At 42.4% G+C, this 24,469-nt stretch carries 21 protein-coding genes; all 21 read right to left on the bottom strand.

Annotated features, from left to right (window positions below):
- Positions 1-101: 101 nt before the first annotated feature.
- The 21 genes from hutH to rpmE all read right to left on the bottom strand — a co-directional run bounded on the left by hutH (position 102) and on the right by rpmE (position 24,463).
- Positions 102-1,655: a histidine ammonia-lyase gene (gene hutH, locus EO124_RS03085; protein ID WP_021841383.1), complete on the bottom strand. Its 1,554-nt coding sequence runs from the start codon at positions 1,653-1,655 to the stop codon at positions 102-104.
- Positions 1,656-1,761: 106 nt separating this feature from the next.
- Positions 1,762-3,066, bottom strand: a complete 1,305-nt coding sequence (locus EO124_RS03080; RefSeq protein WP_127058279.1) for a Na+/H+ antiporter family protein — start codon at positions 3,064-3,066, stop codon at positions 1,762-1,764.
- 316 nt (positions 3,067-3,382) lie between these two features.
- Positions 3,383-6,421 (bottom strand): ATP-binding protein, encoded by a 3,039-nt coding sequence (locus tag EO124_RS03075; protein WP_127058278.1) that lies wholly within the window; start codon positions 6,419-6,421, stop codon positions 3,383-3,385.
- 330 nt (positions 6,422-6,751) lie between these two features.
- Positions 6,752-7,486, bottom strand: coding sequence for a YebC/PmpR family DNA-binding transcriptional regulator (locus EO124_RS03070; protein ID WP_021841511.1), 735 nt, complete (start codon positions 7,484-7,486; stop codon positions 6,752-6,754).
- Positions 7,487-7,599: 113 nt separating this feature from the next.
- Positions 7,600-8,175, bottom strand: a complete 576-nt coding sequence (locus EO124_RS03065) for an RNA methyltransferase (protein ID WP_021841510.1) — start codon at positions 8,173-8,175, stop codon at positions 7,600-7,602.
- A gap of 194 nt (positions 8,176-8,369) precedes the next feature.
- Complete coding sequence (gene eno, locus EO124_RS03060) at positions 8,370-9,656, bottom strand: phosphopyruvate hydratase (RefSeq protein ID WP_021841509.1); 1,287 nt, start codon at positions 9,654-9,656, stop codon at positions 8,370-8,372.
- A gap of 158 nt (positions 9,657-9,814) precedes the next feature.
- On the bottom strand, positions 9,815-11,347 hold the full coding sequence (gene gpmI, locus EO124_RS03055) for a 2,3-bisphosphoglycerate-independent phosphoglycerate mutase (RefSeq protein WP_127058277.1): 1,533 nt from the start codon (positions 11,345-11,347) through the stop codon (positions 9,815-9,817).
- Between the two features lie 208 nt (positions 11,348-11,555).
- On the bottom strand, positions 11,556-12,308 hold the full coding sequence (gene tpiA / locus EO124_RS03050) for a triose-phosphate isomerase (RefSeq protein WP_127058276.1): 753 nt from the start codon (positions 12,306-12,308) through the stop codon (positions 11,556-11,558).
- Positions 12,309-12,317: 9 nt separating this feature from the next.
- Positions 12,318-13,496 carry a phosphoglycerate kinase gene (locus tag EO124_RS03045; RefSeq protein ID WP_127058275.1) on the bottom strand — a complete coding sequence of 393 codons (1,179 nt, stop codon included), beginning with the start codon at positions 13,494-13,496 and terminating at the stop codon, positions 12,318-12,320.
- Positions 13,497-13,611: 115 nt separating this feature from the next.
- Positions 13,612-14,619, bottom strand: a complete 1,008-nt coding sequence (gap, locus tag EO124_RS03040) for a type I glyceraldehyde-3-phosphate dehydrogenase (RefSeq protein ID WP_127058274.1) — start codon at positions 14,617-14,619, stop codon at positions 13,612-13,614.
- 111 nt (positions 14,620-14,730) lie between these two features.
- The gene (locus tag EO124_RS03035) at positions 14,731-15,756 is read right to left on the bottom strand and encodes a sugar-binding transcriptional regulator (RefSeq protein WP_021841504.1); all 1,026 of its coding nucleotides are present in this window, start codon (positions 15,754-15,756) and stop codon (positions 14,731-14,733) included.
- A 706-nt stretch (positions 15,757-16,462) separates the two neighbouring features.
- Entirely contained in the window at positions 16,463-16,747 is a 285-nt protein-coding gene (locus EO124_RS03030; protein WP_021841503.1) for a PepSY domain-containing protein, read from the bottom strand.
- A 273-nt stretch (positions 16,748-17,020) separates the two neighbouring features.
- A complete protein-coding gene (upp, locus tag EO124_RS03025; RefSeq protein ID WP_021841502.1) occupies positions 17,021-17,647 on the bottom strand; it encodes a uracil phosphoribosyltransferase in 627 nt (208 codons plus the stop codon).
- 77 nt (positions 17,648-17,724) lie between these two features.
- Positions 17,725-18,966 carry a serine hydroxymethyltransferase gene (glyA, locus tag EO124_RS03020; RefSeq protein ID WP_127058273.1) on the bottom strand — a complete coding sequence of 414 codons (1,242 nt, stop codon included), beginning with the start codon at positions 18,964-18,966 and terminating at the stop codon, positions 17,725-17,727.
- A gap of 68 nt (positions 18,967-19,034) precedes the next feature.
- Positions 19,035-19,472, bottom strand: coding sequence for a ribose 5-phosphate isomerase B (rpiB, locus tag EO124_RS03015; RefSeq protein WP_127058272.1), 438 nt, complete (start codon positions 19,470-19,472; stop codon positions 19,035-19,037).
- 198 nt (positions 19,473-19,670) lie between these two features.
- Complete coding sequence (locus EO124_RS03010) at positions 19,671-20,108, bottom strand: low molecular weight protein arginine phosphatase (RefSeq protein WP_127058271.1); 438 nt, start codon at positions 20,106-20,108, stop codon at positions 19,671-19,673.
- 74 nt (positions 20,109-20,182) lie between these two features.
- Complete coding sequence (locus EO124_RS03005; protein ID WP_127058270.1) at positions 20,183-21,268, bottom strand: L-threonylcarbamoyladenylate synthase; 1,086 nt, start codon at positions 21,266-21,268, stop codon at positions 20,183-20,185.
- Positions 21,252-22,145 carry a peptide chain release factor N(5)-glutamine methyltransferase gene (gene prmC, locus EO124_RS03000; RefSeq protein ID WP_127058269.1) on the bottom strand — a complete coding sequence of 298 codons (894 nt, stop codon included), beginning with the start codon at positions 22,143-22,145 and terminating at the stop codon, positions 21,252-21,254. Before prmC ends, EO124_RS03005 begins: the two co-directional genes overlap by 17 nt.
- Entirely contained in the window at positions 22,138-23,223 is a 1,086-nt protein-coding gene (gene prfA / locus EO124_RS02995) for a peptide chain release factor 1 (RefSeq protein ID WP_127058268.1), read from the bottom strand. Before prfA ends, prmC begins: the two co-directional genes overlap by 8 nt.
- 79 nt (positions 23,224-23,302) lie before the next feature.
- Positions 23,303-24,133 (bottom strand): DUF1385 domain-containing protein, encoded by an 831-nt coding sequence (locus tag EO124_RS02990; RefSeq protein WP_438873612.1) that lies wholly within the window; start codon positions 24,131-24,133, stop codon positions 23,303-23,305.
- 132 nt (positions 24,134-24,265) lie between these two features.
- Positions 24,266-24,463, bottom strand: a complete 198-nt coding sequence (gene rpmE, locus EO124_RS02985; RefSeq protein WP_021841494.1) for a 50S ribosomal protein L31 — start codon at positions 24,461-24,463, stop codon at positions 24,266-24,268.
- Positions 24,464-24,469 lie beyond the last annotated feature (6 nt).

Below are 24,469 nucleotides of genomic sequence, written 5' to 3'. Positions count from 1 at the left end.
CAATATTCAAATTATACAGACCTTTATGAGGTCCGAACCGGTTATACCGAGTTGAATCTTAAAGTATATCCTCTTATATCAAATTATGACCGAGAACTAAATTAAATATCGAGGTCTACAACAGCTTCTACAGCTTCCAATAATGTACCGTCAGCAACAATGGCTGTTACTTTTTCTAATTCTTTGAACATTTCAATGTCTTTATCATAGTCGATAAATTTATTGGATTCACGTACTGCTTTATAAGCAGCAGCTGTGCCTACACCTAGTTGACCGCTGTCTTCGCGTAAATCAATAGCCTGACAAGCTGCCAAAATTTCCGTTGCCACTACACGGCGAACATTTTCAGCAATTTCCCCTGCCTTACGACCGGCATGAGCCCCCATGCTTACCAAGTCTTCCTGGTTTTCACAAGAAGGAATGGAGTCAACGGAAGCCGGATGAGCCAGTACTTTGTTTTCACTTACTAAGGCAGCCGCTGCATACTGAGTAATCATGAACCCGGAGTTTAAGCCGGAGTGTTTAACCAGGAATGATGGGAAACCGCTCAACGAATTATTGAGAAGACGTTCCAAACGACGTTCCGAAATATTAGCAATTTCTGCTAAGCCGATGCCGAGGAAATCGAATGGTAATGCCATCGGTTCACCATGGAAATTACCACCGGATATTACATCGCCATCCGGTAAAATAATCGGATTATCGGTTACGGAGTTAATCTCAATATCTACTTTTTCTTTTACAAAAGCCAACGCATCTTTGGAAGCACCGTGAACTTGCGGTACACAACGTAAAGAGTACGGATCTTGTACACGTAATTCACCTTGTTGCGTAATATAGGTACTGCCTTTAAGTAATTCGCGCATATTATGAGCCGTATCTAATTGGCCTTTATGAGGACGAATCGTATGAATGCGTTCATCATAGGCGTTAATAATACCACTCATAGCTTCAGCCGATAAGGCTGCTGCTACATCGCTTAATTTTAACAAGCACATACCCTCCCAAAGAGCCAAGGCCCCTACGGCTGTCAAAACAGGAGTACCGTTAATGAGTGCCAAACCTTCTTTAGCTTGTAAGGCAATAATAGGGATGCCCGCTTTATCCATAGCTTCTTTACCGGTCAAAAGCTGACCTTCATATTCCGCATCACCAAGGCCAAGCATAGGCAATACCATATGCGATAACGGAGCCAAATCGCCGGATGCACCAAGAGAACCTTTTTCAGGGATATACGGATGAACGCCTTTATTAATCATGTTAATTAACGTTTCCAAAGTTTCCAAACGAATGCCTGAGTACCCTTTTACCAATGCATTAGCACGAATGAGCATCATCGCACGAGTTGCTTCACGGCTGAATGGTTTACCGAAGCCACAGGAGTGGGTACGGATTAAGTTTTCCTGTAACTGCGAGCAATCTTCTTTGGAAATATGCACGCGGCATAAGGAACCGAAACCGGTGGTTATACCGTATACAACCGAATTACTGTTTACAATATTATCTACGATGGCACGTGATTTTTTGATGCTTTCTATAGCTGATTCTGCCAATTTGATTTTAGCATCATAGCGAGCAACCGCTACTAATTCAGCTAAGGTAAGATCATGACCTGTCAAAACAACTTCTTTTATGGATTTTACGGCTTTAATCATACGTTACATCTCCTATTACATCAATTTACTACGTCTATTTACATTGACCCGACATTCTTTGTTATTATAAACTGCTGAGAAAAACACAATTAACTGCGATTACCTGTTAACCAAGCATTAAAGCACCGATAACGCCGCCTACAAAAAGCGTAATATCGTAGAAAATAAAGGTTGGTACACAAGTATCCCAAATATGATTATGCTGACCGTCCGCATTCAAACCGGATGTCGGTCCTAATGTGGAGTCAGATGCAGGTGAACCGGCGTCGCCTAAAGCAGCTGCGATACCAATTAAAAGGATAATGGCGGGAACACCAAAACCTAATTCAAAGCCCATTGGAATATAAATGGAGGCAATAACCGGAATCGTACCGAAAGAAGTACCGATACCCATAGTAATCAATAAACCAACGGCTAACATAAGAATAGCGCCGGCCATTTTAGTATCAATTACGGAAGTTGTTGCTTCTACTAAAGCTTGAACCGATTGAGTTTCACGAAGTACGTTGGCATAACCGGCCGCAACGAGCATTACGAATGCGATGAAGCCCATCATGCGAACGCCACCGTCCATCATAAGGTCCATATCTTTCCATTTAATACAACCGGTAAGTAACATAACTAAGAGACCGCACATGGCCCCGATTGGTAAGGATTGGAAGTAAAGCTGAGCGCCAAAGGCAACGGCAGCACCCAATAAAGCCAACCAGCATTCTTTAGTCATAGTAACATCATCCGGATTTTCATCGGCACCGATAACCGGTAAATCTTCATAATGTCTGTCGCGAGCGTAGAAGAATACGGCAAGAACAAGACCTACCAACATGGATACACCACCGATCCACATAACGGCTGAAATATCCTGAATGGAAACATCTACACCGTTTGCTACCATTTGGTCTTTAATAATTGTCATAAATAAGAGACCGAAACCAACCGGCAAGCTTACATACGGTGCTTTAAGACCGAATGTTAAGGCACAGGCTACAGCACGACGATCCAAATTCATATGATTCATTAATACCAAGAGTGGCGGAATCAAAATAGGAATGAATGCAATGTGTACAGGAATCAAGTTCTGAGAGAAACAAGCTACAAAGGCAATTAAGAATACAAAGGCGATTTTCTTATTCCCTACTACTTGCGTAATTTTACGGGATGCAACACCGGCCAAACCGGAACGACCGATAGCTACTGCCAAGGCACCTAACAAAATATAACTCAAAGCTGTTTCAGAGTTACCACCCATACCGTTAATGAGCGATCCTACGGTGTCTTCAATAGACATCCCGCCGATTGTACCGGCTACTATAGCCGCCACAATTACGGCTAACAGAACATTCATTTTAAGCAAACAAATGATTGACATGACAATAACTGATACCACTATGGGGTTCATTAAAATATCCATACAGTTTCAACTCCTTTGCTAACCTTTCAAAATCAGTAAAGTAAATGTGTCCGGTCTGAGTAAATATTTACTTTTTTATAGTATACTTTAAATTTGTCGTAAAATAGTCAAAGTTTTTCAAACCTCAAAATTTTGTCATTAAGTATCAAATAGAATAATCTGAAAAAAGTCCGTGAAAATAAGACCCCGTCAATTTTAAAATCGACATTTTCCAGACGATTTTTATCATGTTAAAATGCTAAATCACAAAATAGAAAAAGAGATTGTAACGAAAATCCCAAATTCCACTTGGAACTTCATTACAATCTCCCTAAACTTACGAAGCTTCATTTATAGCTTCTAATTTTGCTCTTTCATAGGTATCACGGTATAAATCCAAATAGCGTAAAGCACGACCGCTATACATGCCGATACTGCCGCGATAACGCTTAGTAACTTCGGATTGCGGATATTCATGCTTAATTAAAGCAATAGCCATATTCACATATCCAACTTCCTGCGGATTATTCATCATCGTTAATTTTGCCATCGCTTCATCAATGTACTTCAAGGCACCTTCTTGATTGCCTTCGCGCATAGCTAACAAGGCCAAGTACGATTCAACGATTGGGCGACGCCAATAGAAGTCATAGCGATTAAAGAATTCATAAGCCTGTTCAAAATAAACTTGTGCTTTGTCAAACTGCCCTAAGTTATAGGCCGCAATGCCCGCATTACAGGAAAATACCACCCAGGAACTGTAAGCCTGTTGGTCATTACAAATCGCTAATGCTTTATCATAATACTCAATGGCTTCTTCAAATTGCCCGCGGCCGCGACGGATTTCGCCAATATAATTATAGGCTGCCGCAATATTTAAGGCATAACGACGCGCCACCGTTTGTGTTACCATAAACGTGGCAATGGATTCATTGAGAAGTCGTTCTGCTTCTTCAAAGTCACCTTGCATAATCATATTTAAGCCTTTAAGACGTAAGAGTATCCCTACTTCCTTATGGTAGTTACATTCTACGGCCAAATCCAAAGCAATTTCCAAATAGTTTTTCATTTCATTGGTATTGCCTGTTTGGATATCATAGTAAATCATCTGTTTATACCCCATGAGAGTATAATCGCGATTACGCATTTCAGAGGCTTGTTCAATCAAGTCAAGAATATAACGAACCCCTTTTTCATATTTACCTTCACGAATGAAATAACGTCCGATTAAGTGCAAATACATAAGTTCCAAATTCTTCACTTCCGTTGTAGCACCGCAAGTTTCACGAATGCGTTCCATCATTTTATCCACATCACTCAGATATTGTAAGGTATCCGCTTCCGTAAAATAACTGGCCCCACCGGTCTGCATCGGTTCGGACAGACTGAGTACCGGAAAGAGTTCATGACTGAAATTCAAATAATACATGAGCCCTTTCAGTTTATAGTGCCCCATTTTAACCAATTCGCCAGCCTGTTCATAGTGATATTCCAAATGCTTGTAAATCACTACGTCCTTTTTGGAGTGAGTTAAGCGTTTTTCCCATAAGGATCCCAAATAACCATGCAAGATTTTCCATTTTTCCGGTGATAATTGCTGTTGAATAAATTCTTTTAACTTCTGCTGACTGATTTCATATAAAACATCCGCTTGTTGTGAAAACGGCGTTATCATATTCTTCGCTTCCAACGCTTCCAAATATTCCAACAGGCGTAAGGTGTCCATTTTCATATATTCGCTAATCATGGAAATAGGCGCACCATTATAAAACAGCGAAATAAAATCAATAATTTTCTGCTGCTCTTCCGTTAAGGATAAATAATTGGCCTTAAACAAGGTTGCCATATTATTAGTCAATTTATCTAAACTGCCTGTAGTCTTAAGCGAATTTAAACATTCATTGAGTAAAAATAAATTGCCTTCTGTTTCCAATTGTAATTTGTTAATTAAATTCGGATCTGTAGGAATGTTTAAACCGGCCGCTTCCACATATTGCTGAATATCTTTTTTGGATAACGGATTTAGCTGTGTTACATGAAGACGTTTATAGACTGCGATAGACGTGATAAAATGTTGGAAATCTTTTTCACGAGAATCGCGGCCCGTCATAAGGAACAGAATCCGATCCGATTGTTTGCGCAGAATTAAACTGCTCAAGAGGGACAAACTGAGCGGGTCCATCCACTGAATATCTTCAAATACAATAATTAACTTTTTATTAGCCGATGCCACATCAAGCACGGTTGACAAAGTATGAAAAATAGAATCAAACTTCAAAATATCCTTAATTTCCACCAAACCTAAATCGCGGTCAATACTCATGTCCATTTGCGGGAACAGTGTATATAAACGGTTAAGCTCAAAATCAGGAATCATCGTTCCGTTTTCTTCCAATAATTTAACAAGGCCATTTACAATTTCTGTCCACGGATGCAGTAAAAAATTACGTTCCAACTGATAACAATTAGTCTGAATAACCGTCACTTCATCCTGTAAACTGTCGAGCGCAATATCCTTAAGCGTCGTTTTACCGCTACCCGCATCGCCTAATAAAATCAATGCTTCACCGGCACGACCACGCATAAAGGACCAAATGTGAGCCGTCATATCCTCCAATTCTTTTTCGCGGCCAATGGGAATCGCTATATGATGAGAGCGGTTCTGGAATTTCTTCTCTTCCTGTTGCAGCGCATCTTTAATAATGGCATCAATATCGGCCAAAGTATCGGACTGCATATCCCCTTGGAAAAGCTCTTTCATTTCTTCGTAGAGCTCCATAGCCTGCTGCATCTTACCCTGTTCGCAATAAGCGCGCAGTACGATAGCATACACATTCTCATCATACGGATTCTGAGCTATCAAAAGCTGACCATATCGTTCAATTGTATTGTAGTCTTTTTCGGACACGGCAATCTGCAATTTTTCGGCAATAGCATCCATATATAGATTTTTTAACCGACTTCTTTCGGCTAAGTACCAATCTTCATATTCCACGGAATCCTTGATGAAAAAGCCCTGCAAAAATTCCCCTTTATATAAATCAAGTTGGCCTACCGGATCGGCTTCGAACAGTTTGCTGTCAATTTCCACATCCACCGCCGGATTGACTTTAATAATCGCTTTACGCGGTGAAATAAACGTATCGGCACCCAGTATTTTCTTTGCTTCGTAAATTGCATTGCGGAGATTTTTGCGAGCTACCGCATCCGGTTTATCAGCCCATAAAATACCGCTTAATTCATCACGCATAACGGTCCCGCGCACCAGAATGTAATAAACTAATGCATTGACCTTATTATAGGAGAAAAATACCTCTTCCCCATCCTTGAGAATCTCAGGTGTTCCCAAAAAACGCACTACCAATTTTGCTGCCATAATAATCCCTCTGCCTGTATTGTTATTTTATGACATTTATTTGCGTCAAATGCTAACGTCAAACAAAACGTCAAACTTTTTAATCTAAAATTTCACGTTGCTTCCATCTTGTGAAATCTTTTTTGACACTTTTTATTATACAATAAAGCAATAGATAAAACACGCCAATGAATCAATTTTTAGCAAAATACATATAGCAATTATGCATAATTAAATGGTTTTTTGTTGGCCATATGTCATTGAGCCATATCGGGACTGAAACGTACACAAAAAAAGCAGCATTGCTAAACTATTAATGTTTAACAATACTGCTTAATATTTTTTATATTCTTATTCCTCTTCTTCAGGAAGGTCCGCGTTGTGGTAAACGTCCTGAACATCATCCAAGTCATCAAGGGCATCGAGCATTTTTTGCATTTTTACAGCGTTGTCCCCTTCAAGAGCGATGGTGTTGTCAGGTACCATGGTGATTTTACTTACCATGGTTTCGATATTAGCATCGGCCAAGGCTGCTTCAACAGTGTCATAATCTTCCGGAGCGGTGTAAATAACAAAACTGTCATCTTCCACTTTTAAATCTTCCGCACCCGCTTCTAAAGCAAGCATGGTCAACTCTTCTTCGTCATGACCTTCGCTGTCGATTACGAAGATACCTTTGCGGTTAAACATCCAAGCTACGCAACCGGTTTCACCGAGGTTGCCGCCGTTCTTGGAGAACGCATGACGCACATCGGCTGCGGTACGATTACGATTATCGGTCAAACACTCAACCGTTAACGCTACGCCGCCCGGGCCGTAACCTTCATAGGTAATTTCTTCGTAATTATCCATATCGGTAGCGCCTACGCCTTTAGCAATAGCGCGTTGAATATTATCTTTAGGCACGTTGTTTTCACGAGCTTTTTGTAAAGCCAATTTTAAACGCATGTTACCAACCGGATCGCCACCGCCCATACGTGCGGCAACCGTAATTTCACGGCTGATTTTAGTTGTTACTTTTGCTTTCAACGCATCAGTTTTACCTTTTTTATGTTTAATATTGGCCCATTTTGAATGTCCGGACATTGTACTTCCTCCTATAATAACCTGAATGATTCTTTGGTGCTTTCTTTGCATTCTGCTTTATTTATATTCTGCTTACGTGTGCTGCCTTCTTATGACATTACACGTTAATAGCACTATGCTTTTTCCCACCATGCTTCGCCACGCAAACGATCCAAAATAATGGATACGGCACTGCGTACCGACAAATGATTGTAATCACCGTGACCATATACAGGTTCTAAAATATAATCAAATTCTTCCATAGTTTCTTTGGTCATGCCATAACCGGTACCAAATAATACTAACACAGGGCGCGACCCCTTTTCAAGCGTTTGCCGCATCCATGCGTAAGTTACCGTATTATCATAAGTACGTGCATCGGTTGTGGCGATAATCGGCGGGTCACCCTCAAGGGCTGTCACTTCCTCAACAGCGGCTCGTATCGAGTTGACCAGTGCCACTTCACTGAACGCATCTTTGCGGTCGGGATTGTAGGTACTGCCAAAACCGGTTTGCCAGTGCTCCATAATCTGCTTGGCCAAATCACGTTGGGCCGGTATGTTGTGAATCACAAAATAACGACTCACATCATAAGTAATAGCCGCCCGGGCAATATCGTGAATATCATAATTCGTAATCGCCGTCGTAATGACTTCGCCATGCTTATTATAGATAGGATAATGAACCAAGCCTATATATAAATTTGCCAAGGTTATTCCTCCCTTTTTATTCGCTACTCTCCATTATAATGAATTCCACCGTTCGCCGCAAATAAAATCTATAAAAAAATCTATAAAAGTCTGAAAAACAGTAAAAAGATTCGTTACACCGACGAAACCGCAAAGTTTCATCAGATGCAGCCGAATCTTTTTACTTAATGTATCAGTCGCTTTTTACTGAGCGATTATTTTTTAATATTGTAAAAAACGTCTTCCCCGCGATACTGAGCAGTTTCAGCCAACAAGTCTTCGATGCGAAGCAATTGGTTGTATTTAGCTACACGTTCACTACGAGCCGGTGCACCGGTTTTAATCTGGCCGGCATTAACAGCTACAGCGATATCGGCGATGGTATTGTCTTCGGTTTCACCGGAACGGTGGGAAATAACACAAGTGTAACCGGCACGTTTTGCCATTTCAATAGCGTCGAAAGTTTCAGTCAAAGTACCGATTTGGTTTACTTTGATTAAGATCGCATTGGCCGTATCGGATTTAATGCCTTTAGCCAAACGTTCCGTATTAGTTACAAATAAATCATCACCCACGAGTTGAACTTGGTTGCCAAGGCGTTCAGTCAATAATTTCCAACCTTCCCAATCTTCTTCAGCAAGGCCGTCTTCGATGGAGATGATAGGATATTTAGCTACTAAATCAGCATAAAATTCAACCATTTCAGCGGCCGTTTTTACTTTGCCTTCACCGGCTAAATCATATTTGCCGTCTTTGTAGAATTCGGAAGAAGCCGCATCAATAGCCAATTTGAAGTAGCTGCCCGGTTCATAACCGGCTTCTTTAATAGCTTCACAAATAACCTGTAAAGCTTCTTCGTTGGAGCCGAGATTTGGGGCGAAACCACCTTCATCACCTACGCCGGTGGCAAGGCCTTTAGCTTTCAATACGTTTTTCAACGTATGATATACTTCGGCACAAGCGCGTAAAGCTTCTTTGAAAGATTCAGCGCCTACCGGCATAATCATAAATTCCTGAATATCTACGTTATTGTCGGCATGAGCACCGCCGTTTAAGATGTTCATCATCGGAACCGGCAATTCTTTGGCATTAGTACCGCCAAGATACTGGAACAATGGTAAATCAAAGGAAGCAGCAGCTGCTTTAGCTACAGCCATGGACACGCCAAGAATTGCATTGGCACCAAAATTACCTTTGTTAGGTGTGCCATCAAGTTCAATCATCAAACGGTCGATAGCTACTTGTTCGGACGCATCATAACCGATAATTTCAGGACCGATTTTTTCATTCACGTTTTCTACGGCTTGTTCTACCCCTTTACCGAGGTAACGACCTTTGTCACCGTCGCGAAGTTCTACGGCTTCAAACATGCCTGTAGATGCGCCGGATGGAACGGAAGCAACACCGATGGACCCGTCTTCTAAATACACTTCCACTTCAACAGTAGGGTTGCCACGGGAATCCAAAATCTCTCTTGCGTAAACATCTGTAATCATTGCCATAATGTGTTACCTCCTTGAAAAGAACACTTCTTAAAAGTATATTTTTAAATACTTTTATATACTTAAATCGGTTATATGTAACCGTTTGCAAAAAATTTAATGGTTTTATTTTAAACCGGTGAGCCCTTTGTATAAATTGACCCATCCTATTCAAATTCTTATTTTTTAACCAGTAAGCTGTGACCGGTCATATCAGCCGGTTGCGAAATACCGCCCAAATCGAGCATTGTTGGAGCTAAATCACATAGTTTACCTTCGGTAAGGCTGTCATTTTTGTGCGTTTCACTAACTAAAATAAGCGGTACCGGATTGGTCGTATGAGCCGTATGCGGCGCCCCCGTACGATGGTCAACCATCATTTCCGAGTTACCATGATCGGCGGTTACCAATAAATGGCCCTTTACTTTATTAATTGCTTCCACGATACGTGCTAAGCAAGCATCCACAGTTTGTACTGCTTTTTCGGCAGCTTCCAACACGCCCGTATGTCCAACCATATCAGGGTTGGCAAAGTTCAAAATAATCATATCGAACTTGCCGCTTTCAATAGCAGCCACTACTTTATCGGTTACTTCGTAAGCACTCATTTCGGGCTGTAAATCGTAAGTTGCCACTTTAGGGGATGGCACCAAAATACGTTCTTCACCGTCAAATACAGCTTCTTGGCCACCACTAAAGAAATAAGTTACATGAGCATATTTTTCGGTTTCCGCAATACGTAACTGCGTATAACCGCCATCAGCTAATACTTGACCCAATGTATTAGTGAGCAATTCTTTTTCATACACAATATGAGTAGGCAAACCGTCTTCATACTTGGTCATAGTAGCCATATAAATCGGCAACAAACCTTTAACTCGATTGAAGCCGGTAAATTCAGGATCTACCAACGCTCTGGTGAGCTGGCGAGCACGGTCCGGTCTGAAGTTGGCAAAAATCACCGCATCATGAGCTTCAATAGCGCCTTTAGCATCCAATACTACAGGCACTACGAATTCATCCACCACCTCATTGGCATACGATGCTTCGATCGCCGCTTTAACAGAATCAGCTGTAACACCAACACCATCAACAATAGCTTGGTAGGCTTTCTCAACACGTTCCCAACGTTTATCGCGGTCCATCCCGTAATAACGACCGCCGATGGTGGCGATTTTACCAAGACTGAGCTGAGTCATATAAGCTTCTAAATCTTCTAAATAGGTAAGTGCACTTTGCGGCGGTACATCACGGCCGTCCAATAAAGCATGAACGTATAATTCAGTAACGCCTGCGTCTTTAGCGCCCTTAATAATCGCTTTAATATGATCTAAGGAGCTGTGAACACCGCCATCGGACACCAAGCCGATAATCTGTAAACGGTGAGCTTTCGCCTGTGCATATAATTCTTTAATAACAGGTTTTTCAAAAAAAGCTCCGTCTTCTGTATCTTTGGTGATTCGCGTCAATTCCTGATACACAATGCGGCCGGCCCCGATATTTAAATGACCTACTTCAGAATTACCCATTTGGCCTTCCGGTAAGCCTACAGCGAGACCCGATGCCTGTAATTGTGTATGCGGATAGGTTTCCCATAATTTTAAAAAGTTCTCAGGCTTAGCCTGTACGACCGCATTGGTAGGGTCGTTCACATCCCCTATGCCGAATCCGTCTAAAATGGTCAGCATCACGGGAGCTTTTAATTTTGCCATACACAAACCTTTCTATATTCAAAATATATTATTCGTAATTAAACTATGATAAGTTTTACCGTCTATTATTTACTATACAGTATAACTTTATAATCTTTATCTAGTATGCGTAAAAACTTGGTAAATGAATTCAAGTGGTCAAAATTAATCAATCTTAGGCTTTAATAATCGTTAATCAATCTTAGGCTTTAATAATCGTTAATCAATCTTAGGCTTTAATAATTGCCATGAAATCATCTGCTTTTAAGGATGCACCGCCTACTAAAGCACCGTCAATATCCGGCTGAGATAAAATTTCCTTAGCATTACTGCCTTTAACACTGCCGCCGTATTGGATACGCAATGCTTCAGCCGTTTCCTTATCGAATAACGCGGCCACTTTGGCACGAATGGCGGTACATACTTCCCCGGCCTGTTCGGCAGTTGCCGTTTTACCGGTACCGATAGCCCAAATCGGTTCATACGCAATTACCATTTGACTTACCTGTTCAGCCGTTAAGCCTTCAAGACCGGCCGTCAATTGGCTGTCAATAAAAGACTGTGTCTCATTGGCTTCACGCTGTGCCAAACTTTCGCCGACACATAAAATTGGAATTAAATCATATTGGAAAGCGGCTTTTATTTTCTGATTAATTAAAGCGTCGGATTCACTGAAATACTCACGACGTTCCGAGTGACCGAGAATTACATAATGACAACCTACATCGGTAAGCATGAGTGGCGAAACTTCACCGGTAAATGCCCCTTTTGGCTCAAAATACATATTCTGAGCGCCTAAGCGAACATCCGTATCTTCAATTAAATCAGCTACCGTGCTGAGACCGGTAAACGGCGGACAAACCACCACTTCACGAGTCGCTTCACCTTCAGCTAGAGCTGCTTTAATGCCTTCCACTAAAATGGTAGCTTCCGCTAAATCAGTATGCATCTTCCAATTGCCAGCAATAATTTGTTTACGCATGGCTCCTCCTTATTTATCGGCTAATGCCACGATACCCGGTAAGGCTTTCCCTTCTAAATATTCCAAGGATGCACCGCCACCGGTCGAAATATGAGAGATTTTATCGGCAAGACCGCTTTTTTCAATGGCTGCCACCGAGTCACCACCACCAACAATAGTCGTTGCGTCAGCTTCAGCTACGGCTTTGGCTACCGCATTAGTGCCGGTAGCAAAATTATCCATTTCAAAAACGCCCATAGGTCCGTTCCAAACAATCATCTTCATCGGTTTTAACGCTTCCGCAAACGCTTTTTGTGTGTCCGGGCCAATATCAAGGGCCATCCAGCCTTCTTCAATACCGTTGGCCGGAACTACTTTATGATTAGCATCATTGCTGAATGCATCGGCTACCACAAAATCAGTTGGCAATAGCAAATTCGTATTTGTTTCAGCAGCCTGTTTAATAAGCTGACCTGCCAATTCGATTTTGTCCGCTTCCACTAAGGATGAGCCGGTTGGATACCCTTTAGCGGCAATAAAGGTATTGGCCATGCCGCCACCAATGATAAGCACTTCTACTTTTGGCAATAAATTGGAAATAACTTCAATTTTATCGCTTACTTTAGCGCCCCCGATAATAGCTGCAAACGGGTGTTCCGGATGTTCCACGGCACCGCCAACGTATTTAATTTCTTTTTCCAATAAATAACCCGCTGCCATTGGTAAAAATTTAGTAATCCCTTCTACGGATGCATGGGCACGATGAGATACACCGAAAGCATCATTGATACCAACTTCGGCAAGGGATGCCAATGCTTTGGCAAAATCTTCACCGTTCTTTTCTTCTTCTTTATGGTAACGCAGGTTTTCCAACAAAAGAACGTCGCCGTCATTAAGAGCTTCTACTGCTTTATGAGCCGCTTCACCCACACAGTCGTCGGCAAAAGCTACCGGTTTGCCCAATAACTCACTGAGACGAACTGCACATGGCTGTAACGTAAATTCCGGTTTACGTTCCCCTTTCGGACGTCCCAAATGAGACGCTAAAATAACTTTGGCACCTTTGCCGATTAAGTAGTTAATGGTTGGCAAAGTAGCACGAATACGCGTATCGTCGGTGATTACACCGTCTTTTAACGGTACGTTAAAATCAACACGTACAAATACACGTTTATGGGCTACGTCGACGGACTCAATTGTTTTTTTCATAACGGCCTCCTATATGTGAACGATACAGCTTAGAAGTGATAAGCATATATCCGGGCATTAGCTTATAAATGACAAGCAAAAGAGGGGACTATATATATATAGTCCCCTGCAAAAATTATAAACCTTGATCAGCAATGAATTTAGCTAAATCAACGACACGGTTGGAATAACCCCATTCGTTATCGTACCAGGAAACCACTTTTACCATATTGCCTTCCATTGTCATTGTCAAATCAGCATCAACGATGGAGCTGCGTGGGTCCCCGTTGAAGTCGTGAGATACGAGCGGTAAATCAGAAACACCTAAGATACCTTTCAATTCACCTTGTGCTGCTTCACGTAATGCGGCATTGATTTCTTCTTTAGTTGTTTCTACATTGAGTTCAGCTACCAAGTCGGTAATGGAAACGTTTGGTGTAGGCACACGAAGAGCAAAACCGTTTAATTTACCCTTTAATTCAGGTAATACCAAAGCTACCGCTTTAGCAGCGCCGGTAGTTGTAGGAATAATGGATAAAGCAGCTGCGCGAGCACGACGAAGGTCGCTGTGCGGTGTATCCAAAATGCGTTGGTCATTGGTATAGGAGTGAACCGTAGTCATCAAGCCGCGTTTGATACCGAATTTTTCATTCAATACTTTTGCAAACGGAGCCAAGCAGTTAGTTGTGCAACTTGCGTTGGAAATGATGTGGTGGTTTTTAGGATCGTATTTGTCCTGGTTAACACCCATTACAATAGTAATGTCTTCTTCTTTAGCCGGTGCAGAAATGATAACTTTCTTAACAGAACCGCCCAAATGCTGAGCTGCGTCATCACGTTTGCGGAAACGGCCGGTTGCTTCTACAACAATTTCAACGCCTTCGGAAGACCAGTCGATATTAGCAGGGTTAGGATCATGGAATACACGAACTTTTTTGCCGTCAACCACGATATAGTCACCGTCAACAGTCACTTCTTCTTGCAAGTTACCGTGTACGGAATCATATTTTAATAATAAAGCAGAACCTTCAATATCGCCCAAGTCATTAATAGCCACTACTTCTACGTCAGGGTTATTAAGCGCTGCACGAAATACACATTTACCGATACGACCAAATCCATTAATACCAATTTTAACTGCCATGATGGTTCCTCCTAGAGTGTAAAAATTAATACCTAAACAGTTTTTAAAATGTGAGTGTTTACGATTTAAATAAAACAATGTATGACTAATAATAAATCATAAACACTATGACTAGCTAATACTTAGTAGCGCTGCTATTGATTCAGCTGCACTTTCATCAATAATAAGGGTACCTTTGCGACAGGCTCTCATCACCCCGATAATTGCTTTGGCTTTACCGGCACCACCTGCTACAGCGATTACATGCGGTATAGACTCAATATCAGTAAGGGCTATGCCTACATTATTGGTCGTATACACAATGTTGCCGCTAATGTCACAATAGTAACCCAAGGCTTCCCCAACAGCACGTTTAGCGCGCAACGTAGAGCGTTGTGCATCTGTTATATGCCGCTGTGCTGCCATGTGCAAGGCTTCACCGATGCCAAAGATTAAAATATCGGTTTGCTTAGCCAATTCCATCACTTCTTTGATTTGTGGTTCCATATTCATCAAAATGCTCAATGCGTCTTGCGACAAACCATCAGGTAGATGCAACATTTTGTAGGTACTGCCGATTTTCTCGGCAATCACCGAAGCAATCACATTTGCTTGATATTCTACCCGTTCGCCGATTCCGCCGCGAGCCGGAATAATGGTAGCCTGACATTTCTTGGCCGGCAGAGCATCTGCCATATTGGCCATCGTACTGCCGCCACTTACAGCTAAGACACTGCCCGGATGCAATACCCCTTGCAACACTTTCGCCGCCTGGAAGCCTAACTCTTTGCGTTCCATGTCGGTTTCCCCACCGCCACTGGTGATAATCACTTCATCAATTTGCAAAACTTCTTTGAGCTTTGCTTCAAGCTCACTAATTTTATTGAGCTCGTGCATTGATGAGTTTAGTTGCGGTAGCAGTTCTTTGCCTTCCTCAGTTAACACCATCCCCTGTTGGGTAAAACCAATAAGACCATTGTCTTTCATGATTTCAACGTGTGAACGTACTACACGTTCCGATAGTTTACTAAGATTGGCAAGCATGCGTCGCCCGATAGGTTGTGCATAGGAAATGTGATTCAGCAGTATGTAGCGCTCTTCCACAATTCGCATAAGTTCCGGAGCTATTCGTTGATACACCTCCGATAAATCTTTCATGCTGTACCTCTTTCATCCCGCTGGAGCGAAAATCGTCCCATCGTCGATAAAAAAATATCCTCGCCTATATTCTACCTTATATGGGTGACACGCGCAAGTCATTTTATAAATTATTATATTGAATACTAGAAAATATATTGAAAACGTTGACTACCCAGCCGTCAAAATTACCTTATCTTAAATTTCAAAATCATATGAGACCTGATATTCTCTACCGGAGAGCACACCTCTTCGAGCTAAGGCTCCCCTTGCAGAGAATATCAGGTCTTCAGCGATTGCAAATCATCTCAATTCACAGGTAATTTTAGCCGGCTACACAGAAAAAAGTTTTCAATATATTTAGCAGCTTCCCCATAACAACCTATAAAATGACTTGCGAATCACACCATAAATGGACGAATAGTAGGCGTAGGAGTTTGGGTGGGAGCAAGGAAGCCGTCTTCGACGGCTTCCTTATTCCTACTCCCCTCCGCGCGACTAAGTTGGCCGCTATTGTAATGTACTAAAATCGATATTGAAGAATAGCGCTTTGTTTTCTGAGATGACAGTACAATCGCATAAAGAATGGCCACTACCTATAAGGTAAGCCTTAGCTTGAAAAGGTGTGCTTGCCGTTAGGTAGTGGCCATTCTAAAGTTTTTATATAAATCAGAATATCAAAGCGCTATTCGTAACAAATGTTAATATATTACAATTTAGCGGCCAATTAGTCGCGATCTACATCCCAATCAATTACTTGACCGGTAGCGGCATCAATTTCGAATTCGTATTCAACGCCGTTGTAGAAAATTTTACCTTCATATACTTTACGGCCATTTTCAATGTCCGGTTTAACTTTATATACATGGCTTGCATTCGCGCCTGGCACTTTAGCCAAAGCGATAGCGGTTGCCTGATCAATTGTAATTTCGGAATTTGCCTGTGCCAAGCCAAAGCTGCCTGCCACCAATAAAGATACGGCTAATACTTTTAAAGATTTGTTTAATTTCATAGTCTACCTCATTTCATTATAATATATCAATTATTTACTTCTCTTAAGCAATAAATTATGAAGTATAGTTTACTGCTTCTATTCATCTTATATATTCATTATATTCGATATAACTTATTTTGTCTATTGCCAAAAATTAAATTACATATATCAATCATGAAATATAACACAAAAAATAGCTTGAAGCATATCGCTCCAAGCCATTCCTTATTTATTATGCAAAGCTTATCAGACTGTAATAGTTAATACGCTTCACCTATCTTATTTTTTAGACTATTTAGTACCGAAAATACGGTCTCCTGCATCGCCTAAACCTGGCAAGATATAGCCGTGTTCGTTCAAGTCTTCATCAAGTGCCGCAACATAAATGCGTACATCCGGATGTTCCTTATTAACCGCTTCAACGCCTTGTGGAGCTGCTACTAAGCACATAAGCTGAATATCACGAGCCCCTTTTTCTTTTAAAAGAGTGATGGCTGCTGATGCACTGCCGCCGGTAGCCAACATAGGATCTGTCACAATAATACGACGTTCGGACAAATCAGACGGCAATTTGCAGTAGTATTCAACCGGTTTTAAGGTTTCAGGATCACGGTATAAACCTACGTGACCAACTTTAGCCATTGGCATTAATTCCAATAGACCGTTAACCATGCCGAGACCGGCACGCAAAATAGGGATAATACCTAATTTTTTACCGGCAATTTGTTTACCGATTGCTTTTACCAACGGAGTCTGTACTTCTACATCTTCCAACGGTAAGTCACGAGTAATTTCATACCCCATCAAAAGTGTAATTTCTTCCAATAATTCGCGAAAATCTTTAGAACCTGTTTCAACATTACGGATTAAGGTTACTTTATGTTGAATCAACGGATGAGTCATTACATTAACATTCATAAATACGGTGCCTCCTTAAGTCTTACTATTCTGTGCCTCAATAAGGCATGTTATGAAATCTCTCTCAAGCGGATATATTAAAGATTAGGATACATAGGATATTTTTCACAAAGAGCGGCTACACGTTTAGCTGCTTCTTCATGTTTAGCTTTATCTTCGGAGTTTTTAAGAACTAACGCAATGATGGACGCAATTTCTTCCATATCCGCTTCTTTTAAGCCACGAGTCGTCAAAGCCGGTGTACCGAGACGAATACCGCTGGTTACGAATGGACTTTCAGGATCAAACGGAATGGTGTTCTTATTGCAAGTAATGCCGACTTCATCAAGTAAGAATTCAGCAACTTTACCGGTCAAACCGCAGCTGCGTACGTCAACGAGCATTACATGCGTATCGGTACCGCCGGATACGATTTTAAAACCTTCTTTTTGAAGAGCTGCTGCCAACACTTTCGCATTGGTTACAACTTGCTGTGCATATTCTTTGAATTCAGGTTTTAAAGCTTCGCCGAAAGCAACCGCTTTTGCAGCGATTACATGCATCAAAGGACCACCTTGGATGCCAGGGAAAATTGCTTTATCAATCGCTTTAGCATATTGTTCTTTGCAAAGAATCATACCGCCGCGAGGTCCGCGTAAGGTTTTATGCGTAGTTGTAGTTACAACATCGGCATATTCTACTGGATTTGGATGCAAACCGGCTGCTACAAGACCTGCAAAGTGAGCCATATCTACCATAAAAATAGCGCCTACTTCATGAGCGATGTCGGCCATTTTTTTGAAATCAATAATGCGGGAATACGCACTGCCGCCGCCGATAATTAACTTAGGTTTGTTTTCTTCAGCGATTTTGCGCATTTCATCATAATCAATTTCCTGTGTTTCTGCATCAACGCCGTAAGGAATTACATTGAAGTATGTACCCGAAACGTTAACCGGCGAACCATGAGTCAAATGACCGCCATGGGATAAGTTCATACCCATGATAGTGTCGCCCGGTTTTAAAAGAGCAAAATAAACACCAAAGTTAGCTTGTGAGCCGGAATGAGGCTGTACATTAACATGTTCAGCGCCGAATAATTTCTTAGCTCGTTCAATCGCTAACGTTTCCACCATATCTACATATTCACAGCCACCATAATAGCGCTTTCCGGAATAACCTTCCGCGTATTTATTAGTCAATACACTGCCCTGTGCTTCCATAACCGCTTCGGATACGAAGTTTTCAGACGCAATCATTTCCAATTTATTACGTTGACGGCCTAACTCTAAATCAATCATATTTTTTAATTCCGGATCTTGACTCTTAAGAATGCTCATAGCATTACCTCCTACACACTCAAATCATAGTGCCTATGAAATACAAGCTGTCCCCCAAATTATCTGGACTAAGCCTCTAGTTCGGCTATTTTGGCGACGCGTCGTTCATGACGGCCCCCTTCGAATTCGGTAGCTAACCAAATTTTAACAATATCGCTAGCTAACCCGGGTCCGATAACACGTTCGCCCATCGTTAAGATATTGGCATTATTGTGTTCCCGTGAAGCGTGAGCTGAAAATGTATCGTGACAAAGTGCTGCACGAATACCGGCCACTTTATTGGCAGCAATGCCAATACCGATGCCGGTGCCGCAAATTAAAATGCCCCGATCATATTCTCCTGCTGCTACTGCTTTAGCCACAGGTTCGGCAATATCCGGGTAATCCACGGAATCTTCCGAATCGGTACCAAAGTCAGTATAGGCCACATTCAATTCATCAAGCAACGCTTTAATTGTCGCTTTTAAATGAACGCCGCCATGGTCAGCGCCAATGGCTACTTTCATCCTATCCCTCCTAATCGGTATCCATTAAATATAAACATCTCTACCCTATTTTACTATGTCATATAAAATCAAGCAATGACATTTGTACACAATATAGAGATATTATTAAAATTAACAACCAATCAAGATTCACTTACTGCTCTATAAAAGGACATTAACGTAGAGTCTTAAAAATTATTGCTGTTTAATATTCTTATCTTAATCCAGCTTTGCTAATGCTTTTGTCAAAAGATCTTTGATTTGTGCCGCACAAGCATCATATTCTTCCTGTGTGCCGCCAAACGGATCGGCTACGTCTTCATTCGTACCGGCCCATTCACCCAACGTTACAATTTTATCGCTCATTTCAGGGAATTGGCGCAATAATACTTTTTTATGATCCGCTGCCAAACCGACCACTAAATCAGCTGCATCTAAAAGCGCTTTATTAAGCGGCCGAGATAGATGTCCGGAAATATCGGCCACATCTTTAACCGCCTCAATAGCTTGCGGCGATACACGCCCACCCGGTGCCGTAAATAAGCCGGCTGACAAAGTCACTACATCTTTTTTAGCGTCCTCTGCCATGGCTTTTAGCATACCTTCTGCCATAGGGCTGCGGCAAGTATTGCCGGTGCAAACAAATAATATGTTCATAGTCTTACCTCTTTTCAATATCTATTGTATAGCCTGCCGATGTAAAAACGGCGGCCCCTATTTACAAGTACCCCTTACGGTTTACCCGTTACGTGTACGATTTTTTGACTGCTCGCCTTCGCCATGCGATTCATAATGGCACGGCCCAAGCCTTGCATAGGTACGCCGGTAGCAAAAATATGGGTTACGCCGGCCTTATTAAATGCCAATAATGAGGAATACAAATTATGAGCAAGCCCTTTATAATCCGCCGCATTACCATAAATTACATATTCAAACGGCACATCCGATGAAGATAAATAGATGTCAAGGAATTGTGCCACTTCATCACTCATGAGGAACCCGAACCGAAGCGGTTTGTCGTTATGCTCTTGCTTAATCGCTTCCATGGCATCAATCATAGCCTGACTGACGAGGCGCGGTGCCCCCACATAAGTAGTCATATCACCATCCGGGGCATAATGCGTATACTTCATACCCGGCGCTTTTGGTGCCACATCGGGCGCACTCAAAGCTTCGTCAAAAGTCACCGTACTCACTACCCGTTTTAACATGGCATCGGTAATGCCACCGGGCCGTAAAATAGTAACCGCATCGTCCCCGCATTCTACAATGGTCGACTCAACGCCCACATCACAAGGACCCGCATCGGCAATGGCTTCAATGCGACCTTTCATATCATGCAGTACCGCATCTGCCGTAGTCGGGCTGGGACGACCGGAAATATTGGCACTGGGCGCCGCCACCGGTACGCCGGCGGCTTTTAAAATAGCACGGCACACATCATGAGCAGGACAACGAATAGCTACACTATCTAAACCGCCCGTAGCACGCTTAGGTACCTTGTCGGATTTTGGCATAATGATCGTTAAAGGTCCCGGCCAGAAAGCATCCATGAGCTTTTGTGCCGTCGGTGGAATTGAAGCGACCAAGGGTTTTACCGCTTCCTGATCAGGTACATGTAAAATCAAAGGATTATCCGACGGACGTCCTTTAGCCTCATAGATTCGACTCATCGCCGCTTCGTCAAGACCGTTAGCACCCAGTCCGTATACAGTTTCCGTAGGGATTGCCACCAATTGACCGTCACGTAAACGTGCGCCCAATTCGGCAATGGCTGCATCATCCAAATGTTTATATACTTTAGTTTCTATGGCCATTATCATCACCTGTTTTCTGCCAACGTAAGGCCCGTACAATACCACCTAAATCTTTTTGGGCCGTCACATCACCATAAGCACCAACGGATTTTGCAAGCTCCGTTACCGCCTCCGCTTGGTCATACCCGATTTCAACCGCTAAATAACCGCCTGCTTTTAAATATTTAGGCGCCTCCGCCAATAAACGGCGATAGAAATCCAAGCCGTCGGCACCGCCATCTAAGGCAATTACCGGTTCATTTTGAACTTCCTGTTCTAAGGTCAAAATTTCCTCACTCGGAATATACGGCGGATTGGAGACGATTAAATCGAAAGCGTTTACATAGGCCGTGTCTGCTGCTAAGGCACTCAATAAGTCGGAGTAACATAATTTAGCTCGATCCGCGAGCTCCAACTGCTCCCGATTTTTCACAGCTACTGCCAATGCCTCTTTGCTGATATCAAGACCGAGCCCCGTAGCCTTAGGTAAATAGTGAAGCAAACTGTATAAAATAGTACCGGGACCGGTACACACGTCAAGAATGTACGGGGCACTTTCTTTGTCAAAAACGGTCAAAATATCTTCAACCAAGGTTTCCGTATCGGGACGCGGAATTAATACATCCTTATTCACAACAAACGGCAAACCCATAAATTCTTTTTTACCGATAATCGCAGCTACACTATAGCCTTTGGCGCGTTCAAGCACGAGCGGTCGATACGCGTCGAGCTCCTGTTTATTCAACGGTTCATCATAGTGTGTGTATAAGTAAATTCGATCTTTCCCCAATATATGAGAAAGCAGCACTTCCCCATCAAGGCGACTGCCGCCTTTGCCGAGAAAATACTGCTCTGTCCATTGGAGCAAGCGACCGATAGTCCACAGCTCCTTAGGCATTTTGATCGGCCTCCTGCATTTTTGCGGCCTGATCCGCTGCAATCAAAGCTTGAATCAGTTCGTCCAAATCGCCATTAAGTACGGCATCCAATTTATAGAGCGTTAAGTTAATGCGATGATCGGTCACACGACCCTGCGGATAGTTGTAAGTACGAATACGTTCACTGCGATCGCCCGTACCAACCTGACTCTTACGATCGGCTGCCACGCTGGCGGCCGCTTCCTGTTCGGCTTTATCTTGCAATTTAGCACGTAATACGCGCATTGCCTTATCTTTATTTTTTAACTGAGACCGTTCATCCTGACAAGCAACTACAATACCGGTCGGTTTATGCGTAATTCGCACGGCCGATTCAGTACGGTTAACGTGCTGACCGCCGGCACCGCTGGCACAATAGGTATCAATTTGAAGGTCTTTATCATTAATTTCAATATCTACATCTTCCGCTTCCGGCAATACGGCTACGGTAACGGTAGAGGTATGAATACGACCGGACGATTCAGTTTCCGGTACACGCTGTACACGATGCACACCACTTTCGAATTTCAATTTAGAATAAGCGCTGTTACCGTCAACGGAGAACACCACTTCTTTGAAGCCGCCCAATTCAGGTGCATTGGCATCAATGATTTCACAGCGCCAACCTTGCGCTTCCGCGTATTTGGTGTACATGCGGAATAAATCACCGGCAAATAAAGCCGCTTCATCACCGCCGGCACCGCCACGGATTTCCACGATAACATTCTTTTCATCATTAGGATCTTTTGGCAAAAGCAAAATATGGAGTTGTTCTTCCAACACTTCTTTACACTCTTTTAAGTCCTTCAATTCTTCCTGCGCCATTTCGCGGAATTCTTCGTCAAGACTTTTATCTTCTACTACTTCCAAGGCTTCATCAAGACCGGCGAGAACTTGTTTGTATTCTCTGAAAGTATTAACGGTTTCCGTAAGGGACGCGTGTTGACGTGTTAACTTCTGCCATTCCTGCTGACGGGCAATCACTTCAGGGTCACTGATGCGTTGCTCCAAATCCATAAATTTATCTTCAATAACTTGTAATTTATCTACTAAAACCATGAAACGGGTACCCCTTTCAAACTAATATTGACGACACTATAGAACTGCTGTAACAGATTTTAATACTCCGTCGGCACAGCTAAGATTCATAAGCGTCTTCTTCAGCAGGCCGTACCGATTCCAAAGCTCGAATAGCCACTTCAATCTGGTCGTCATCCGGTTCACGAGTCGTCATGTACTGCAACCACAAACCGGGCGTAATTAAGGCCTTAACAATGACACTTTCACTGCGTCCGGCCAAACGAATCATTTCATAGGCAATCCCGGCTACTACCGGCATCAAAAGAACGCGGGAAATAATGCGTTCCCATAAGCTTGGCCAACCTAAGAAAGCGAATACAAAAATACTCGTTACCATAACGATTAATAAAAAGTTAGTGCCGCAACGTGCATGTAAACGTGAGTGCTCACGCACATTTTCAACTGTCAACGGTACATCACTTTCATAGGTATGAATCGTTTTATGCTCCGCCCCGTGATATTGAAACACACGACGAATATCTTTGGCCTGCCCGATGGCCCATATATAAATCAAAAATAAAAGAAGGCGAATCGCCCCTTCTACCAAGTTTAATACAAAGTGATTGTCACCGATACCGGGAATCCATTTAGCCGCATACGTTGGCAATGCCAAAAATAAGGCAATTGCCATAACCGTTGAAAATACCATGGTAAGGGCAATCTCTTTATTTGACATGGTTTCCTCTTCTTCACCGGCTGCTTTAGCGGAAAAAGAAAGGGCACCCATACCGATAACTAAAGACTCATAAAGAGCCACACAACCTCGTAAAAGAGGTTTTTTCAAAATGGGATACTTATCGCTGATTGAAGTTGTCGGTTTCGTATCCACTACAATTTGGCCACCCGGTTCACGAACCGCCGTGGCTGTATATTTAGGGCCGCGCATCATAACACCTTCGATGACGGCTTGGCCTCCTACAAACTTTTTAACTCGCTTCGTTTCCAATGCGTCTCCTCTCTCAAACAAATATAGGCAGAGCCGAAGCTCTGCCGTATTATTTGTATAGCTAGACTACAGTAATTATTTACCGTAACGCTTGTTGAATTGTTCGATACGACCGCGAGCCTGAGCAGTACGTTGCTGTCCTGTGAAGAACGGATGGCATTTGGAACATACGTCTACGCGAAGATCGCTTTTAACGGAACCTGTTTTAAACGTATTGCCACAACCGCAAGTTACGGTAGCTTCACCATAATTAGGATGAATTCCTTGTTTCATTCTATA

It is taken from the genome of Veillonella ratti (genome assembly GCF_003992115.1).
Taxonomy (GTDB): Bacteria; Bacillota; Negativicutes; order Veillonellales; family Veillonellaceae; genus Veillonella_A; species Veillonella_A ratti.
The sequence above is the reverse complement of the archived record's forward strand: the minus strand, read 5'-3'. Positions and strand labels throughout refer to the sequence as shown.

Excerpts from the sequence above, each read along its gene's own strand:
- EO124_RS03030 (WP_021841503.1), bottom strand. The coding sequence starts at position 16,747 with ATGAAATTAAACAAATCTTTAAAAGTATTAGCCGTATCTTTATTGGTG.
- gap (WP_127058274.1), bottom strand. The coding sequence starts at position 14,619 with ATGGCAGTTAAAATTGGTATTAATGGATTTGGTCGTATCGGTAAATGT.
- prfA (WP_127058268.1), bottom strand. The coding sequence starts at position 23,223 with ATGGTTTTAGTAGATAAATTACAAGTTATTGAAGATAAATTTATGGAT.
- EO124_RS03045 (WP_127058275.1), bottom strand. The coding sequence starts at position 13,496 with ATGAAAAAAACAATTGAGTCCGTCGACGTAGCCCATAAACGTGTATTT.
- rpmE (WP_021841494.1), bottom strand. The coding sequence starts at position 24,463 with ATGAAACAAGGAATTCATCCTAATTATGGTGAAGCTACCGTAACTTGC.
- EO124_RS03005 (WP_127058270.1), bottom strand. The coding sequence starts at position 21,268 with ATGGCCATAGAAACTAAAGTATATAAACATTTGGATGATGCAGCCATT.
- rpiB (WP_127058272.1), bottom strand. The coding sequence starts at position 19,472 with ATGAAAGTAGCCATTGGCGCTGACCATGGCGGCGTTCATTTAAAAGCG.
- hutH (WP_021841383.1), bottom strand. The coding sequence starts at position 1,655 with ATGATTAAAGCCGTAAAATCCATAAAAGAAGTTGTTTTGACAGGTCAT.
- upp (WP_021841502.1), bottom strand. The coding sequence starts at position 17,647 with ATGAATGTTAATGTAATGACTCATCCGTTGATTCAACATAAAGTAACC.
- prmC (WP_127058269.1), bottom strand. The coding sequence starts at position 22,145 with ATGCCTAAGGAGCTGTGGACTATCGGTCGCTTGCTCCAATGGACAGAG.
- eno (WP_021841509.1), bottom strand. The coding sequence starts at position 9,656 with ATGGCAATGATTACAGATGTTTACGCAAGAGAGATTTTGGATTCCCGT.
- EO124_RS03080 (WP_127058279.1), bottom strand. The coding sequence starts at position 3,066 with ATGGATATTTTAATGAACCCCATAGTGGTATCAGTTATTGTCATGTCA.
- EO124_RS03070 (WP_021841511.1), bottom strand. The coding sequence starts at position 7,486 with ATGTCCGGACATTCAAAATGGGCCAATATTAAACATAAAAAAGGTAAA.
- EO124_RS03010 (WP_127058271.1), bottom strand. The coding sequence starts at position 20,108 with ATGAACATATTATTTGTTTGCACCGGCAATACTTGCCGCAGCCCTATG.
- EO124_RS02990 (WP_438873612.1), bottom strand. The coding sequence starts at position 24,133 with ATGATGCGCGGCCCTAAATATACAGCCACGGCGGTTCGTGAACCGGGT.
- tpiA (WP_127058276.1), bottom strand. The coding sequence starts at position 12,308 with ATGCGTAAACAAATTATTGCTGGCAATTGGAAGATGCATACTGATTTA.
- EO124_RS03035 (WP_021841504.1), bottom strand. The coding sequence starts at position 15,756 with ATGAAAGATTTATCGGAGGTGTATCAACGAATAGCTCCGGAACTTATG.
- gpmI (WP_127058277.1), bottom strand. The coding sequence starts at position 11,347 with ATGGCAAAATTAAAAGCTCCCGTGATGCTGACCATTTTAGACGGATTC.
- EO124_RS03075 (WP_127058278.1), bottom strand. The coding sequence starts at position 6,421 with ATGGCAGCAAAATTGGTAGTGCGTTTTTTGGGAACACCTGAGATTCTC.
- glyA (WP_127058273.1), bottom strand. The coding sequence starts at position 18,966 with ATGAGCATTCTTAAGAGTCAAGATCCGGAATTAAAAAATATGATTGAT.